The organism is Nitrospira japonica (genome assembly GCF_900169565.1).
Lineage (GTDB): Bacteria > Nitrospirota > Nitrospiria > Nitrospirales > Nitrospiraceae > Nitrospira_C > Nitrospira_C japonica_A.
Genome location: NZ_LT828648.1, coordinates 1691941 through 1708051, shown reverse-complemented (window position 1 = coordinate 1708051; position 16111 = coordinate 1691941). Strand labels below are relative to the sequence as shown.

Below are 16111 nucleotides of genomic sequence, written 5' to 3'. Positions count from 1 at the left end.
TGCGACAGTTGCAGTCATTTCGGTCCCAACGCTATACTCGGCGGAATCGCGAAGGAGGATCGATTTAATGCCCCATCTCTCCGTTTCGGACGTCGAATCCAGGCTGTCCACCGTGCAGTGTGCGATCTGCAAGGGGTCCAGCTTCGGCATCGACCAGCGCTTCATGCAGTCCGACGGTGAATGGCGCGGGGTGTGCAAGAAATGCTTCTATAGCTTTCCGGTCTATACAGACATGGAATTCTATCTGCGCACCCAGCCGGATGTGCCCTACCGGTTGAAGGAGATCTCCTGTACCGCCTGCAATCATCGCGGGGTCAGCTTGGATTTCCGGATCACCATGTCCGTCCGTGAAGCCATTTACTTCGTGACCTGTTTGAACTGCAAGCGTGCCTTTCCTGAAAAGTCCTTCTTGGAAGCCTTCGAATAGGCAGCTTTCCTTCTGGTTGAAGGTGTATACTGACACCATGGTGGATAAGCCCAAAAAATCGGAAGACCCCGAACCGGAAAGCCAGCCGAAAGCTCGGAAGGAAATCCCATTGATTTCCGTGCCGAATGATCGGGATATGATCGCAGAGGAAATGGAAGAGCTGTTCGACGAGGATCGTGTGAGTCATCAGCACGGAAGCTCGGAACCGGAAGCGGATTAGTCCTGCCAGCTTTTTGCAGTCAGCTCCCTAGCATTTAGCTCACTAGGTTACTGATTCTGCGCTAGCGGTCCTGCTGCTCAACGCTACGGCTCGACCGCGCTAAGAACATTGATGATACGACTGGATGGCTCCGGCGAGAGGTGCCCCGTCAGCACTTCGGGTTAACTAGGCCGCACGATTTCCACTGTTCCATCGGCCGGAATTCTGGCCAATGTCGCCCCGTCTTTTCGCTTCAGGCCTTCGATCTGCACGATCGTCCCGCGTCGGCATTCGCTCCAAGCACAGTTGGTTTCTGATTCTGCCCGATCGAGCCGGCCTATTTCGGTGCGCCCCAGTTCGTTACAAACCCAGGCTCTGATATCTCCTTTGAGTTCGCGCAATTCACTGACGATCCGGAAGGTGTGGGGCGAGCGCTGCGCAATCGTACGTCCATCGGTTCGGAGCAGGAGATAGGAAAACTTCAGCGCGTCCTTAATGAAACCGACCGCTTCATCGATGTCCCGGATTGAACGGGGCGCGTCCCATGTCCGCTCTTCGTGACACCAATCATCAGGATGTATTAGAGCGGGGCAGTCTTGCTGATGCAGGCAGGGACTATAGACGGTGCACCGCTTCTCCCCGAGCAGGCGATCCCGGACCTGATGGAGCGCCCTGGCCGTGTCACGAAGGGCAGGCTCGAGCAGTATCAGTGTGCCGTGGGGAGCAAGCCATTGGAGCAGCTCGGCAAGAAGAGCAGCCCGGGCAGCGACAGGATCTGCTGCATCCAGATAGAGTTCATTGAGACAGTTGGCCAGGAGAATCAGATCGAACGGGGCTTGTCGCTCAGCCTTGCGACGCCATGCCTCTTTCCCCGATCGCTCCACATCGGCTTGGCAACCGATCAGTTCCGCTCCTGAAATTCCTGCTTCATGGCAGTATCGCTTCCAGAGGTCACCGGCCTGGCGCAACGCTTCACCGGATGAGTCGACGGCAAGTGTCGAAAGACGCGCAGCCGATCCAGGATAACGTCTGTGCATCCAATCGAGCAGTGCCAGACTGCCGGTCCCCGGTCCCGCCCCCAAATCGAGAAACCGTACGGGAGTACCAGCCTCCTTCACCATGGTGTCCGGCGGGAGCTCATCGAGCAGGAGCTGCACCTTTGATAAATTCACCGGCATGAAATAGCTGAGATAGGCTGCGGCATAGGCGGAGTCGTCAAGATAACAGGCCCCCAGCGAACCTCTACCCTTTGTAAACAGGTGCGAAAGGTCTGCGACGGCGGAAGGGATTTCTACGGGACAGGCCCCAATTCCTGCCTGAACGACCTGATTCATCACCTTGAGCACCAGAGGGGACGGAGCGGCTGGAGGGCGGGCTTTCGATCCATGCATGGGCTAGTGTATGCTCAGGGCCTGATGGAGGACAACCATGACGGACGAGATCCTCAAAGCATATAAAGAGGTCGAGCTGGCAGTCGAACGCTATACCAGATTGCTGCAGGACCATGCGCAGATGCTGCAGAATATGGAGCCGCCCGGTTCCGACAAGGTGGTTCGCATGACGCAGGGATCCAAGGCGATGCGTGACAGCGCCATGATCTACTTATCCTATGCAAAATACGTTGCGTATGGGATGCCGGCCAGCGAAGAGATGATAGAGGACGAGATACAGGGATAGTAGGCGGCGCGCTCGACGGAGCCGGAAAACAAGCCCGTCAGGATGGGATCCTGACGGGCTCTTTTGTTTTCCGAACTGCTTCTCAGATGCTGCGCATGAAGTGAGCCACGTCGTCAGGATTGACGGCGCCACCCATGATCTGCGACATCGCTACGTTCGTGGATTTCTTGCCGGTCAAGCCGGATTCGACTTCGTCCACGATCAACTCCACCGGCATCGACTGACCGCCGTACACGCGCGGACCGCCGATGATCTTCGCCTTCGAGAATCCGTAGATCGCCGTCGCGATTTCCTTCGCCAGCCAACCGACGTAGTTGAATTCAGGCACCACGATCAGCTTGGCCTTTCCGCAGAGTTCTCTGAGCTCCTTCGTCGGGAACGGCCGGAGCGAACGGATCTTGATGAGTCCGACGTTCAAACCCTTGTCCTTGCAAATACGGACCGCCTCACGCGACTGGGCCGCGGCGCTTCCCGAAGCGATGATGATCGCATCGGCGCCTTCCACGTTTTCGGCGCTCAGCAACCCACCAATATATTGGTTGATATATTTACGCGAACGTTCCACCGCCGCCCAGACTTCCTGCTGCCATACGGCGTGGATGTTGTAGGCCATGAAGTTCGATTTCTGAACCGGGGCATCGCGGGACAGGCGCGCGGGAGGATTCTCCGCATCAAGCACCGGGACCGCTCCACGCCACGCTTCGCGCGGAGGAAGCTTGATCCCTCTATCCTGCATGCGCACATACCCGCGGGCATGCGTAACGAAAAAACCGTCGCAGCATACGCCGACCGGCAACGTCACATCGTTTTTTTCGCTGATGGTGAACCCGGCCATGGTGAAGTCGAACATGTCCTGCTGATTCTCGGCGTGAAAGACGATCATGCCGCAGTTGAGCAGGTAGGACACCTCGATGTTGTCCGGTTGAATGGCCAGCGGGGCGTTGACGACGCGGCACGTGAACATGGCCACCACGGGAAGCCGATGGCCAGGCCAGGAGGCGATGCCTTCGAGACCGCGCAAGGTGCCGGGTCCCGCGGTCGCGGTATAACACCTGACGCCTGCCCGCGATCCGCCCGCAATCGCGGCCATCACGCCGACTTCTTCTTCGCCGCGATAATATTCCTTGACGTAGCCTTCGCCGTAGAGGACGCCGACCAATTGCATCGTTTCGCTTTGCGGGGTGATCGGATAGGCGATGGCCAGATCGACGTTCGAACGGCGAATGGCTTCCTTTGCCGCTTCGCTGCCCGTGATGAATTCCTTCGTACGCGGCGCCTCATGGAACATGTACTCGGGCGTCACAACCTTCTGCCGCTTCGCCTCAGCATGCGGATCCTTCTTCCCGTCCGCCTTCGGAGCCGCCACGCTGGTGATCGGATCACCCTGGGGGTTGGTCTTTTGCTGGGCTTCCAACGCTTCACTCATGGTCGCACCTCTTTAAGTGATGAGCCGATTCGCTCAGCTACCCTTCTCGTTTCATGTGTTCTGCGGAATGACCGAACATGGCCGCACTGCCTGCCCCGCCGGGGGTCGGAGCAAAGGCCGCCGGATTCGTGTGAGTCTTCCCGTCATGGACTTTGGACTGCGTACCGGTGAACCGGACGTTCTCGCCGCTTTCCGGCAACTTGATGCCCATTTCTTCACGAACCTTCTTGAAGATCTGCGCGACCCGCTTGATCTTTGCGGTATCGGAGTCTCGAATCGTGAGCATGGCATCCTCATGGCCTTGCTCCGCACAGATCGCCATTGTGCAGCAATTCGTTCCCGCCCGGATCATCTTCAACGTCAGATTCGCGTAATGGCAATGGACACCGATAAAAATGCACGCTTCGATCTTGTTGCCCCAAATTGTCAAATTCGGATGATTGGGGTTGATGACTTCTTCCGGATCGATCTTCGGATACTTCGGGCGATAATCCGGCATCGGAATGATCATGACTTCGGGAATCTGCGCGGCGATTTCCAGCGTGGCCTTGGCCTTTTCCACCGCGTGGTCATTCCACGCCCACAGGAGCAACGGACCGGGGAAAATCGTGGCGTTCGGACTGGTCAACATCTTCCGCGCCATTTCCTCGATCACCTTTTCCTCGTTGGGCTCCAGCAGACCGTAATAGAGCCCCTGACCGGGATCGGGAAGCGCCACGCCCAGCTGCGCCGCAGAAGGAGGATGAAACCCGGCAGGCCCCGGGACAATGATTTTTTCTCTTGTATCTGGTGTCGTCGCCACGCCCAACTCCCCTTTCTGGTGCTTACCCGACTACGGGACTCGCCAGGACCGCGGTAGTGCTCTTTTCGCCGTAGGTGATGTTGTCGGTCAAAGCGGCTTTCGGCAATTGATCGATCATGATCATTTTGATGGCGTTGTTCTTCGCCATATTGTCGCAAACCCATACGCACTGTGCGCAGCCCTTGCACCGGTCCACGGCGACATAGGCGGATCCGTACTTGAACCCCTTGTCCTTGCCCATCTCATCGCTGTACAGAATGGTATTGGCTTCCGGACAATACTGCGTGCAGAGCTTGCAACTCTTCGCGGCACAAATTTCGACATCGATATCGGCTACGAGATACATGGTGCTCCTTTAGGCGTTGGCAGCCGCTACGGGCTCTTCCGCCCGCTTGACGTCTGCGGCCGCCCATCCGTGATCGACGGCGTAATTCCACCCTGCCCGCATCACGGCGACATTTTTCTCGATCAATTCTTGCTTCTTCTTGAACTTCCGCTCGACCACACTGTCCAACGCCGCGGTACCGCCTGAAACGACGAACCCTTTCCCGAGGAATCGGTCTTTCACTGCCTGGTCCAACCCCGCCATGTTCGTCAACCCCGTGATGGCACCGATACAGCCCATCAGCGCCATGTTGGTGGCGAGATCCATCCCGGCAACTTCCAACGAAATCTTGGTCGCGGGGAAATAATAGAGTTTCGCGCGGCGCTCTTCCAATTCGCGGGCTTGGTCTTTGTGCAACCTCATCGGCCCGTCGTTGTTGATCAATGCGACTCCGTCTTCCTTCAACCCAAAGTAGAACGGCATCGTATAGGACTTGCCGTGGGTGATGACCTGGGGATGGAAGATGATGATGATGTGCGGGAACGTGATCTCGCCGATCTCATAAATCGCTTCGTCCGACACGCGGACATAGCTCTCGACCGGCGCCATCCGCTTTTCCGACCCATAGAATGGAACAATCGTGCTTTCCCCGCCGGCGTTGATGACGGCCGTACTCAAGATGTGAGATCCCGTCACGACCCCTTGACCTCCAACACCTGCCATCCGAATGTTAAATCGCTTTGCCATGGTCGGTCTCCCTTCTCTGGGTATTAGGCCTTGCTCGGAATCGCCCCGGCAGGAGCAGCCGGCTTGGCGAGAAACTCCTTGTAGCCGTACCGTTCGGTCAAGTACTGCTTGGCCTCGTCGCTGACGTACTCGGAGAAGGCATAGCGGTCGTTCTCGACCGTCTTCGCATCTTCCATGACTTTATCGGTCGGAATCGCGTATTCGATGTTGCAGGACGTATACGCTTGGATATAGGTGGATCCGACTTCGCGGGCAATCAACACGGCTTTCTTGATAACGCTTTCGACGCGGCGCGGATTATTCGGCACCACCGTGGCGACATAGGCGCACCCGGCAACCTTGGCCATTTGCACCATGTCCATCTTTTCAAACTTCTTGCCCAGCGGAGCCATCTTCAGCACGGCGCCGCGGTTGGTCATGCCGCTCTCCTGACCGCCGGTATTGCCATAGACCTCGTTGTCCAACATGATCGTCGTGAACCGCTCTTTCCGGAACCAGGAATGGAGCACCTGCTGGAATCCAATGTCAGCCGTACCGCCGTCGCCGGCCATTACGACCACATCCTTGGGCTTATCACCAAACCGAAGACGGAGCCCACGGGAAAGACCGCTGGCAACGCCGTTCTGGTCTCCATAATTGCCGTAGACAAACGGGATGGCGGCCTGGGAAATCGCCAGACGACCGCAGCCGGCGGTGCCGACGGTGATGGTGTCTTCGGGATTGGGGAACGCGATCATGGCGAGCCTGATAAAGAGGGTCATTGCGCAACCGGCGCACATCGGGTGTTCTTCGAGTACTTCCTTGAAGCTACCCATTTGAGAGACGGAGATCTTCTTGCCGAAGGGACCGTGCTCGACCATGTCCCGATATTCTTTCGGCATGAACTTTTCAAACCCATTGGAGAATTTCACATAATCAAGACTCATCGGGACACCTCCCTCTCTCGTAACACCGGCACCCAACCGGCCGGTGAACAACTATGATTGTGCGCAACAAACCTGCAGGAAATCGAGGCTGGAAGAACTGCGTTGATACTTCCACAGACTTTCAAAAGTTCGATCATCGTAGCAAAGCCGAAAAAAGACTGTCAACGGCAATGTTGCTTCCCTACTGATCGGACACGACTGTGTCAAAGTCTATAACTTCCTGATAATCAACGCAACTTCTCAGAAGGCCCACTATCGCCGAAAGAAGGCCTAGCATCACATCTTTCGATAGGCCATTCGCCCTAACCCCATTCTCCACTTGCGGAAAACCGCGACATAGGCGAGCATGTACTCTCGCTCCAAGCATAACGGACATTGCCGATTCAGCCGAATGTGTCTACACTAGAACTATGAACCAGCGCGTCATGATCCCCGGGGAAGATGAGGGAGCCCAACATGTGGGCGGCGTCCATAAGCGCCCTCCCATCCCCGATAATTCGTTAAAGGCCGAATGCCCGAAATTCATGAGCCACGGTCCCTGCGGGGGCGTGCGAAAAGGAGGGCTCTGCGAGGTGTATCCCGAGATGAAATGCCCCTGGGTTTCGTTGTTTATCGAACTGGAAAAAATCGGCCAGACCGAGTGGATGAAACAGCTGTAAGTCTACGCGGCTCTCAGGTCGGACAATCCGACGGCCGTTAACACGCCTGCCCGCCGCGACACCATGGCAGAACGAGGTAGTCAGAAGATGACCCGCAGGTCCAAGACGAAGTTGGGGTATAACGATCGGCATGCCAAGAGCGGTATTACAGCCCCTTTGCCGGATATCGAAACGTTTCCTAACCAATATAAGGGCTACGAGATCACCATCGAGATTCCCGAATATACGGCCATTTGTCCGAAGACCGGGCTGCCGGATTTCGGCACGATCACGATTCACTACATGCCGGACAAGGATTGCCTGGAGCTCAAATCTCTGAAGATGTACATCCACGCCTACCGCAATCTCGGAATCTTCTATGAGAACTCCGTCAATCGCGTGCTCCAGGATGTCGTAACGGCCTGCCGGCCCGTTTGGGCAAAGGTGACCGGCACCTTTGCCGCGCGCGGGGGGCTGCGGAGCGTCATCGAAGCCCGCTACCCTTGACGGCGGTCAGCTCCATTGTCGACTACGGCTCCGGCTCGCTCAACCCCCTCAAGCCGCCGAGCCTGCCTGCCGACGAGATCAAGAAATCCCGACATGACCGCTACGCATCACACTGAACGATTTCTTGACTGATGGCTACCTACGCAATCGGAGACGTGCAAGGTTGCCGAGATCAACTGTCCCGTCTGATCGACCGAATCCACTTTGATCCGACCCGGGACCGCTTGTGGTTCGTCGGCGATCTCGTCAATCGCGGGCCGGATTCGCTCGGAGTCTTGCGCCTCATCAAGAACCTCGGCACAGCGGCGTTGGCCGTGTTGGGCAACCACGATCTCTTTTTGCTCGCCGCAGCGGAAGGCATCGTGACATTGCGCCCCAAGGACACCATTGATGACGTCCTCGGAGCCGACGATCGTCCGGAGTTGATGGACTGGCTGCGAAAGCTCCCGCTTCTGGTCCATGACCAGTCCGCCCTCATGGTCCATGCCGGATTGCTCCCGCAATGGACTGCGGCAGACGCCATGCAACTGGCGCACGAGGTGGACGAAGCCCTGGCTGGACCCGAGTACCGGGAATTTCTCCGTGACTTCTTTCATGCCTCGCTTCCACCCTGGCATCCGTCGCTGACGGGAAGGATGCGGCGAGCCAGTGTGGCGCGAGTGATGACGCGAATTCGAAGCTGTACACCGGCCGGGGAGATGTCCGGCTTTTCCGGCGCTCCGAAAGATGTCCCCCCCGGCTATGTACCTTGGTTCCGTATCCCCGGCCGTCGAAGCGCCGATACCACCATTGTCACCGGCCATTGGGCCGCCTTGGGGCTGCAACTCAAGCCCAACCATTTGGCCATCGACAGCGGATGTGTATGGGGTCGATATCTGACAGCCGTCAGGTTCGAAGATCGTGCCGTCTTCCAAGTTGAAGGTCCGCGACCAAACCGCTAACCGCCATTGGCCGTTTTCTCACACGCCCAGCGCAAGCCGGGGAAGAGGCACCTTTTCTCCGATTCCAAACGACAGCGGTTCCGAAACCTTGTCGGGGTCCACATAGGTTCCGAACAATCGATCCCAAACCGTAAAAAGAGCGGCGAGATTTGCCGTGTAATGTTCGGGACGATTACTGTGATGGATATGATGATACCGTGGGGTCACGATCAGCCATTCGAGCCACTTGAATCTCCAGGCGACGTTCATGTGCATCCAGTCGTTCTGAAGGGCATTGAACATGCCGATCGCCAGGTACATCCACCAAGGCGAGAGATCCAGAAAAGAGTAGGCGAAGATATAGGGAAGATTCACGATCACCTGCTGCGGGATGGTCGCTCGGACGCCGGCAAGCCAGTACATGTACGTCGGCACATGATGCCACTTGTGGATGCGCCAGACAGGCGCCGTATGCATCAACCAGTGGATCCAATAGTGACCGAAATCTGCGATCACGAAATAGGCCGTGACACGCAGAGGCAGTGGAAGATTCAAGACGACGTCCGGCAGATTCGGACGCACTGCGATCCACAAGTCGATGTACCCTGCGATAGGAAAGATGATGAACTGATAGAGGAGAAAAACGGCGAAGTCATAGACGATGACTCTGCTGTACTCGACCTTTCTGGCCGGCCGGATCAATTCGATGGCGGTCACGCCGAGCAGTCGGATCAGAAAAAGAAGGGGAAAAACGAGATCATGAGCCAGGAGGTACTGCCGAAACTCTCGAGTGAAGACCCACTCGAACCATTCCATGAACCCAACTCCTGCCAACCGGGACCGATTGGACAGTCAGACTAGGGCGAAACTATTTACCACCCTACCGATAGCTTTCCGAGTCCGAGGGGAATTTGCCCTGTTCCACCTCTTCTTTGTAACGGCGCAGCGCTTGGAGGGCGTCGGCTTTGAGATGGGCGTACGGCTTGACGAACTTCGGAACAAAGTCATCGAACAGCCCCAACAGATCGTACAGTACCAAAACCTGTCCGTCGCAATGGGGTCCCGCGCCGATCCCGATCGTCGGAATGGCAAGTGTATCCGTAATCGACTTGGCCAGGTCGGCCGGCATCGCTTCCAATACTATGGCCACGGCACCGGCCGCTTCCAGCGCCTTGGCGTCCTGCACCATCGTTTCCGCCTGAGCCGCCTCCTTGCCTTGCACCTTATACCCGCCATATTGATTGACGGACTGCGGAGTCATTCCCAGATGCCCGACCACCGGAATCCCGGTTTGCGTCATATCGTGCACGCGGTCCACCACCGCCGACCCACCCTCAAGTTTCACGGCATGCGCGCCGACCTGTAGAAACCGTCCCGCGTTGCGCAGGGCATCCTCCCGGCTGGCCTGATACGACATGAAAGGCATGTCGCCGACCACGAGGGCCTGTTGCGCCGCCCCGGCGACCAACTTCGTGTGATACAGCATCTCGTCCATGGAAACGGACAGGGTATTGGCTTTGCCTTGCACGACGACCCCCAATGAGTCGCCGACCAGAATTGTCTCGATCCCTGCCTGTTCGATGATGCGGGCAAACAAGGCGTCGTAGGCCGTCACAACGATCAGCCGTTTTCCGTGCTTGTACCGGCGAAGATCCGGAACTTTCATCATCCAATGCCTGATTTGGTGAGGATCTCTCCAAGCCGATGCGTTGCTTTGATGGCCATGATATGAACCCCGTCGCAGTGAGGTCGCACCGCGGCAATCGTTCGGACGGCGATCTCCACGCCGGCATCCTCCGATTTGTCGCCTGCGGCCCGCAATTCATCGATCATCGCTTGGGGGACGGACACACCGGGGATATGGGCGTTCATGAATTCAGCCATCTTGGCGTTTCGCAATACCAGAATGCCGGCAAGCACCTTGACCTTGAACGGACGAACCGCCGTCATGAAGCTCGCAAACTGTTCCGGATTGTAGATGGCCTGCGTCTGAAAGAAGCCCGCACCGGCTTTGACTTTGACCTCGAATTTGGCGAGCATCGGTCCCAACGGATCGGCTTCGGGCGTGACTGCGGCGCCGATCTGAAACGCCGTGGCGCCGTCGAGCTTGTTGCCCGCCATGTCGCGGCCGTCATTGAGGCCCTGTACCAACTGCATGACCTGGACCGAATCCAAATCATAGACCGGTTTGGCATCCTTGTGATCGCCGACCGTGGGATAGTCGCCGGTCAAGCACAGGACGTTCCTGATGCCCAGCAGATGCGCGCCCATCAAATCCGATTGCATGGCGATTCGGTTCCGATCCCGGCAGGTCAACTGCATCACCGGGTCGTGCCCCAACTCGTACAATAACCGGCAGACCGGCAACGATCCGGCGCGGACCACGGCGGCCGTGTTGTCGGTCACATTAACGCCGTGTACTCGACCCACCAGCTGCCTGGCATTGTCCAGCAGGCCGGTGACGTTCGTCCCCTTGGGAGGGTTATACTCGACCGTCACGGCAAACTGTTTACGATCAAGGACGTCTTTTAGTCGACTCGGCTCCCGCGTCATATTCTTCCTTCTCGCTCGCTCCCCGCCTCCTCCTACGCGATTCCTGCCATTCTCCTAGCAGACTCCACGGTATTGTCCAGCAACATCGCGATCGTCATCGGACCGACTCCGCCGGGTACCGGACTGATCCAGCCTGCCTTTTGGCTCACCGGCTCAAAATCGACGTCTCCGCACAGTTTGCCATCCGACGTCTTGTTCGTGCCGACGTCGATGACGACGGCTCCCTCGCGGACCATGTCGGCTGTGACGAACTTGGCCTTTCCGATGGCCACAAGCAGGAGGTCTGCCTCGCGACACACGGCAGCCAGGTCTTTTGTCTTCGAATGACAGATGGTGACCGTGGCATTACGCTGCAACAGCATCAGCGCCAACGGCTTGCCCACGATGTTGCTCCGCCCGAGCACGACGGCACGTTTACCTTCGATGGTCACGCCGGTGGACTCGATCATCTTGATCACGCCCTTCGGCGTGCAGGCTTCAAATACAGGATGCCCCTCGACCAACCGGCCGAAGTTATAGGGGTGAAACCCGTCTGCATCTTTGTCCGGAGACACTGCTTCCAAGATCACTTTGCTGTCGATATGTTTCGGCAGCGGGAGCTGCACGAGGATCCCGTGGATTTTCGGATCGGCGTTTTTCTTGTCGATCAAGGCCAGCAGTTCGGCCTGGGTCGTGCTGGAGGGCAACTTGTGGTCGTCCACGTAGATGCCCGCCAATTCACACGCCTTCTGCTTGTTCTTGACGTACACGTGAGACGCAGGATCATCCCCCACCAAAATGGTCGCCAGTCCAGGTTTCGTTCCCGTCTTGGCCAAGACTTTCGCCGCCTGGGCCGCCAATCCGTCCCGAACCTGTTGTGCCAATGCTTTCCCATCAATGAGTTTCGCTGCCACGGCTCCCTCCGTTCCTGTCAGCCAACGAATCGTTCCATTAAACGCGCACCTTAACAGGGCATTTTTGTGCAAGTCAACGTGCGCCGCGGTCAGGCCTTGGACGGCTCTCGCCGCGGTTTCTTGACAGATTCTGCGCGGCACGGCTACGATGATTCATTACCATGGCTATCATGCCAATCCATTCGTGATCACCATTTCCCCACCATTCTCTCACATCATCGGACGTCGCCACCTGGGCACTTTGCTCGGCGTCTGGCTGATCGGGATCGTCGCCGTCCATCAAGCCGCCGCACAGGTGACCGTCGTCGATCTCCAATCGCCGTACAGTTTCGTTAGCGGACCCGCGGGGAATGAATATTTCATCTCCAGCGTCAATGGAGAGCCGGAGCAAGCGGATAACAACGGCTTCATTACGAAACTGGACGCCAGCGGCAAGCTGACCAGTCTGAAGTTCATCCAGGGGGGTAAGAACGGCGTGACGCTTCACGCCCCCAAAGGCATGGCCCTCGCCGGCAGCACCTTGTACGTCGCCGACCTTGATGCCGTCCGAGGGTTCGACACCGCCACCGGTCACTCGACGGGGACCGTGACGATCCCGAGCGGTATGGGCGGCGGTTCCTCCGCTGCGTCCCTCACCGATGTGGCATTCGACGGTAAGCGGTTGCTGTATTGTTCGGACCAGCGGGCCAACCGCATCTATCGCGTCGAGATCGATTCCGGAAAAGTCTCGCTCTTGATCGCCGATCCTCACCTCGCCGGTCCGACTGGGCTGGCCCTTCACCCCAAATCCGGGCAGTTGATCGCGGTGAGTTGGGACAAAGGGAAAATCTTCGAGATCAGCCCGGACGGACATCTCACCGAATTGGTGTCCAACGGATTCTTCTCGAGCCGATTCGCGAACTTGAGGGGCGTCGATTTCGATCGTTGGGCGAACATGTACGTTTCGGACTTTACGACGGGGAAAGTCTGGCGCATGACGTGGGACAAACGATTTCAAGTCATTGCCGAATATCTCCCGTCGCCTGGAGATCTCGGCATCGATCGCACCAATAATCTGATCCTGGTGCCTTACGAGTCGGCTCATGCGGCCGAGATGAACGGCCTGGAAACACCGTCCGAAGGCAAGTCCAAGCAGGAAAAGCGCACCCTCGCCGACTATGGCTTTGTCCCTCCGCCGCCAAAACCGGGAGCCGGGGGAGCAACCAAATGAGTCAGTGCCTCTACTGCAAGCAACGTAAGGGCAAACGCTCCTGTCCGGCCTTGGGCGGCCTGATCTGCCCTCTTTGCTGCGGAGAACACCGGATCGTTCGGATTGCCTGCCCTCAAGATTGCGACTATTTGGAGTCAGGAAGCGACTATCAGCAGAAGCGGCTGGGAGAGCACTTCATGCCGCTACGACGTGAGTTCTACAGGCAACTGGCGGATTTCGGGGGTGAAAAAGCCGTCGCCCTGTACAATCTCGTCGAAGTGGTCACGTTCAGTTATTTCCAGGATCGGCGCGACGGACAGGACGCGGAAATCATCACTGCGATCCAAGCTCTTCGACGGACGCTGAGCCCGCTTCACGTACCCTCTGCCCCGATGCCCATCTTCGCCGAACACCTGAAAAAGGAATACGACTCGTTCAAAAAACAGAATCCTCAGCAGATCGCCGACGCAACCCTCGCCCCCGAGGTGCTGGATCGGTCGATTCGTTTCGTTTCGGAATTTTCCGGCGCGGGATTTCAATCTCAGCGATTTCTGGCCGGCCTCGTCGGATACGTCCGCGCCTATCATCCTGAGATTGCGGCGCACCTCACGAAGCAGCACGAAGCCGGTCGCATCGTGCTCCCCAATCAATCCTTCGCGCCCCCCTCCCCGGAACCCCACGTCCACGGCCCTGGTTGCGAACACCACCATCATTAATCACACACACGGGGTTGCGGACGATCCGGCCGCGCCCGTGAAGCGAACCACTGAGATGGGTCCGTCACACGACGGGAATCGTTTCATGCGGGAATCTTGGTATTCTACGCGGAGGCGTCGTCGTTGGGGGAGTCAGCTTATTCGATGACGGTTATCGTCATCTCGACCCGTTCGTTCGGCAAATCGTGGTCGTTCCGAGGCAGGCCAGCAATCTTGTCCGCCACCCCCAGCCCTCGCGTAATTTCACCGAAGACGGTGTACTTGCGATCGAGGAACGGCGAGACTTCCACGACGATGAAAAACTGGGATCCGGCAGTATCCGGTTCATTCGCACGGGCCATCGACACGATGCCGCGCTTGTGAGGTGTTTCGGAAAATTCGGCTTTCAGCAGGATCGGATTCCCCTTTTCATCCTTGGGGCCTCCCTGACCGTAGGTTTCCTTGCGAAGAGAACTCTTGGTGTTCGGATCGCCCCCCTGGATCATAAAGCCGGGAATGACCCGATGAAAAATCGTGCCGTTGTAGAAGCCGGACCTGGCCAATTTGAGGAAATTCTCGACGTGCTTGGGCGCAAGGTCCGGATAGAACTTCATGTGCATCTCGCCGAACTTGGTCTTGATAATCGCTTTGGGGCCATGGTCCGGCGGCGGCAGCGACGGAACGACCTCTGTTTTTCCACCGCAGCCGACCACGAGCCCGATCGCGGCAATCGCGACGATCTTCGACAGAAGACGGCACACTCGCATCGGAGGTCTCCGCTAATTCACCAGGGTAATCGTCATTTCCACCCGCTCGGTCGGAAGGTCGCGGGGATTTCTCGGCAGGTTGGCGATCTGATCGGCCACTTCGAGGCCTTTCACGACTTCGCCGAATACCGTGTATTGATTGTCCAAGAAATTCGAGTCCTTCACGACGATGAAAAACTGTGACCCGGCGCTGTTGGGATCGTTCGTCCGCGCCATCGACACGATGCCGCGGCGATGCGGGATGTCGTTGAACTCGGCCTTCAGCCGCTCGTTCGGCCCGCCCTGGCCGTAGGTCTCGGGTTTGTTCACGTCTTTGGTATTGGGATCGCCCCCTTGAATCATAAAGCCGGGAATCACACGGTGAAAGATCGTCCCGTTGTAAAATCCCGACTTGGCCAGCTTCAGGAAATTCTCGACATGTTTGGGAGCCTTGTCCGGAAAGAACGCAATCTCCATGTCGCCGAACTTCGTTTTGATGATCGCCCTTGGCGACGTTTCAGCCTTGCCGGACATCTTGTCGGCACCCTCCGCATTCCAAGCTCCCGCAATGAGGCCTGCCCCGAGACACGCGCCTACCATCAACCGCTTCCACATCTGCATCATGTCCTCCTCACGATATCGCGATCCTGCTGATTCATCATGTCGGCAAACTTTCGGCACGAGAGCCACCGACGGCTCATCATACCATGGCTGCCGCGGTCTATCGCTCGAGCCGCTGCAACGCCTGCCTCGCGGCGGACTGCTCCGCCTCTTTCTTACTCCGTCCCGTCCCCTGCCCGACGGGCTCGTCCTTCACCACAACGACAACCTCGAACACCTTATTGTGATCCGGCCCTGTTTCTCGAACAATGTCGTAGCGAGGAAGCATCTCGTGCCGTTTCTGACACCACTCCTGGAATTGGGTCTTGAAATCCTCAGCGCCGGGATACGTTCCCTGGTCGGTGGACGAACGAAGTTCGTCCTCAAACAGACGCAGCGTCACCGCGCGGCTCGCCCCATATCCTCCGTCCAGATGAACGGCGGCAATGACCGCTTCCACTGCGTCGGACAGCAGGGATTGCTTTTCGCGTCCTTTGGAACGCTCCTCTCCACGACCTAGCCTGAGATGCTCGCCCAGCTTGATTCGCCTGGCGACCCGTACCAGCGAGGACTCACTCACGAGCTTGGCCTTGAGTTTCGACAACGCTCCTTCCGAACAATGGGACAACCGCGAGGCCAGATATTCGCTGATCACCAGCGACAGCACGGCATCGCCCAAGAATTCGAGCCGCTCATTATGGGCTGCACCGATCGGCCTCCGCTCATGAACGTACGAGGAGTGCGTCAAGGCCTCCTGCAGAAGAGCTGCGTCGGCAAATTGGTAGGCCAAGGATTGCTGTAAGACGTCGATCGAATTGGTGGGCGTCATGGGAGCCCGCGC

Annotated in this window: 21 protein-coding genes; 8 read left to right on the top strand and 13 right to left on the bottom strand. The window is 57.6% G+C overall.

From position 1 onward, the window contains the following. Positions 1–67: 67 nt before the first annotated feature. Complete coding sequence (locus NSJP_RS08205) at positions 68–427, top strand: hypothetical protein (RefSeq protein WP_080886427.1); 360 nt, start codon at positions 68–70, stop codon at positions 425–427. Positions 428–464: 37 nt separating this feature from the next. Next, complete coding sequence (locus NSJP_RS08200; RefSeq protein ID WP_080886426.1) at positions 465–647, top strand: hypothetical protein; 183 nt, start codon at positions 465–467, stop codon at positions 645–647. A 161-nt stretch (positions 648–808) separates the two neighbouring features. On the opposite strand, the gene NSJP_RS08195 is transcribed toward NSJP_RS08200, so the two are convergent. Beyond that, the gene (locus tag NSJP_RS08195; RefSeq protein WP_080886425.1) at positions 809–2017 is read right to left on the bottom strand and encodes a small ribosomal subunit Rsm22 family protein; all 1209 of its coding nucleotides are present in this window, start codon (positions 2015–2017) and stop codon (positions 809–811) included. A 37-nt stretch (positions 2018–2054) separates the two neighbouring features. Between NSJP_RS08195 and NSJP_RS08190 the strand changes: the two genes are divergently transcribed. Then, positions 2055–2303 carry a hypothetical protein gene (locus NSJP_RS08190; protein ID WP_080886424.1) on the top strand — a complete coding sequence of 83 codons (249 nt, stop codon included), beginning with the start codon at positions 2055–2057 and terminating at the stop codon, positions 2301–2303. An 82-nt stretch (positions 2304–2385) separates the two neighbouring features. Here the strand turns inward: NSJP_RS08190 and NSJP_RS08185 are convergent, their stop codons facing one another. From NSJP_RS08185 to NSJP_RS08165, 5 genes are read right to left on the bottom strand one after another with little or no spacing between them, the layout of a single operon-like run. Then, positions 2386–3729 carry a transketolase C-terminal domain-containing protein gene (locus tag NSJP_RS08185; protein ID WP_080886423.1) on the bottom strand — a complete coding sequence of 448 codons (1344 nt, stop codon included), beginning with the start codon at positions 3727–3729 and terminating at the stop codon, positions 2386–2388. Positions 3730–3766: 37 nt separating this feature from the next. Beyond that, a complete protein-coding gene (locus NSJP_RS08180; RefSeq protein WP_080886422.1) occupies positions 3767–4531 on the bottom strand; it encodes a carbon monoxide dehydrogenase beta subunit family protein in 765 nt (254 codons plus the stop codon). Positions 4532–4553: 22 nt separating this feature from the next. Continuing rightward, positions 4554–4877 carry a pyruvate ferredoxin oxidoreductase gene (locus NSJP_RS08175; protein WP_197685498.1) on the bottom strand — a complete coding sequence of 108 codons (324 nt, stop codon included), beginning with the start codon at positions 4875–4877 and terminating at the stop codon, positions 4554–4556. 9 nt (positions 4878–4886) lie between these two features. Continuing rightward, complete coding sequence (locus tag NSJP_RS08170; RefSeq protein WP_080886421.1) at positions 4887–5603, bottom strand: 2-oxoacid:acceptor oxidoreductase family protein; 717 nt, start codon at positions 5601–5603, stop codon at positions 4887–4889. A gap of 23 nt (positions 5604–5626) precedes the next feature. Then, positions 5627–6529: a thiamine pyrophosphate-dependent enzyme gene (locus tag NSJP_RS08165; protein ID WP_080886420.1), complete on the bottom strand. Its 903-nt coding sequence runs from the start codon at positions 6527–6529 to the stop codon at positions 5627–5629. A 410-nt stretch (positions 6530–6939) separates the two neighbouring features. Here NSJP_RS08165 and NSJP_RS08160 point away from each other — a divergent pair, with 410 nt between their 5' ends. From NSJP_RS08160 to NSJP_RS08150, 3 genes are all read left to right on the top strand, one after another. Continuing rightward, on the top strand, positions 6940–7188 hold the full coding sequence (locus NSJP_RS08160; protein ID WP_080886419.1) for a methylenetetrahydrofolate reductase C-terminal domain-containing protein: 249 nt from the start codon (positions 6940–6942) through the stop codon (positions 7186–7188). 87 nt (positions 7189–7275) lie between these two features. Beyond that, positions 7276–7674 carry a preQ(1) synthase gene (gene queF / locus NSJP_RS08155; RefSeq protein ID WP_155969989.1) on the top strand — a complete coding sequence of 133 codons (399 nt, stop codon included), beginning with the start codon at positions 7276–7278 and terminating at the stop codon, positions 7672–7674. A 131-nt stretch (positions 7675–7805) separates the two neighbouring features. Continuing rightward, on the top strand, positions 7806–8615 hold the full coding sequence (locus NSJP_RS08150; protein ID WP_080886417.1) for a symmetrical bis(5'-nucleosyl)-tetraphosphatase: 810 nt from the start codon (positions 7806–7808) through the stop codon (positions 8613–8615). A gap of 18 nt (positions 8616–8633) precedes the next feature. On the opposite strand, the gene NSJP_RS08145 is transcribed toward NSJP_RS08150, so the two are convergent. The 4 genes from NSJP_RS08145 to folD all read right to left on the bottom strand — a co-directional run bounded on the left by NSJP_RS08145 (position 8634) and on the right by folD (position 12040). Beyond that, positions 8634–9410 (bottom strand): sterol desaturase family protein, encoded by a 777-nt coding sequence (locus NSJP_RS08145; RefSeq protein ID WP_080886416.1) that lies wholly within the window; start codon positions 9408–9410, stop codon positions 8634–8636. A 64-nt stretch (positions 9411–9474) separates the two neighbouring features. Next, positions 9475–10263 (bottom strand): 3-methyl-2-oxobutanoate hydroxymethyltransferase, encoded by a 789-nt coding sequence (gene panB, locus NSJP_RS08140; protein ID WP_331714209.1) that lies wholly within the window; start codon positions 10261–10263, stop codon positions 9475–9477. Then, complete coding sequence (locus tag NSJP_RS08135) at positions 10260–11147, bottom strand: methylenetetrahydrofolate reductase (RefSeq protein WP_080886414.1); 888 nt, start codon at positions 11145–11147, stop codon at positions 10260–10262. Before NSJP_RS08135 ends, panB begins: the two co-directional genes overlap by 4 nt. A 32-nt stretch (positions 11148–11179) precedes the next feature. After that, the gene (folD, locus tag NSJP_RS08130) at positions 11180–12040 is read right to left on the bottom strand and encodes a bifunctional methylenetetrahydrofolate dehydrogenase/methenyltetrahydrofolate cyclohydrolase FolD (RefSeq protein ID WP_080888540.1); all 861 of its coding nucleotides are present in this window, start codon (positions 12038–12040) and stop codon (positions 11180–11182) included. A gap of 148 nt (positions 12041–12188) precedes the next feature. On the opposite strand from folD, the gene NSJP_RS08125 reads away from it, so the two are divergent. Both NSJP_RS08125 and NSJP_RS08120 read left to right on the top strand, forming a co-directional pair. Beyond that, positions 12189–13250, top strand: coding sequence for an NHL repeat-containing protein (locus NSJP_RS08125; protein WP_080886413.1), 1062 nt, complete (start codon positions 12189–12191; stop codon positions 13248–13250). Next, entirely contained in the window at positions 13247–13945 is a 699-nt protein-coding gene (locus tag NSJP_RS08120; RefSeq protein ID WP_080886412.1) for a hypothetical protein, read from the top strand. The genes NSJP_RS08125 and NSJP_RS08120 overlap by 4 nt, the downstream gene beginning before the upstream one ends. Before the next feature lie 137 nt (positions 13946–14082). Here NSJP_RS08120 and NSJP_RS08115 read toward each other — a convergent pair whose 3' ends face one another. The 3 genes from NSJP_RS08115 to rnc all read right to left on the bottom strand — a co-directional run bounded on the left by NSJP_RS08115 (position 14083) and on the right by rnc (position 16099). Further along, positions 14083–14691: a peptidylprolyl isomerase gene (locus tag NSJP_RS08115; RefSeq protein WP_080886411.1), complete on the bottom strand. Its 609-nt coding sequence runs from the start codon at positions 14689–14691 to the stop codon at positions 14083–14085. Positions 14692–14703: 12 nt separating this feature from the next. Then, positions 14704–15294, bottom strand: coding sequence for a peptidylprolyl isomerase (locus tag NSJP_RS08110; RefSeq protein WP_231989513.1), 591 nt, complete (start codon positions 15292–15294; stop codon positions 14704–14706). 97 nt (positions 15295–15391) lie between these two features. Next, complete coding sequence (gene rnc, locus NSJP_RS08105) at positions 15392–16099, bottom strand: ribonuclease III (RefSeq protein WP_080886410.1); 708 nt, start codon at positions 16097–16099, stop codon at positions 15392–15394. Between the last annotated feature and the right edge of the window lie 12 nt (positions 16100–16111).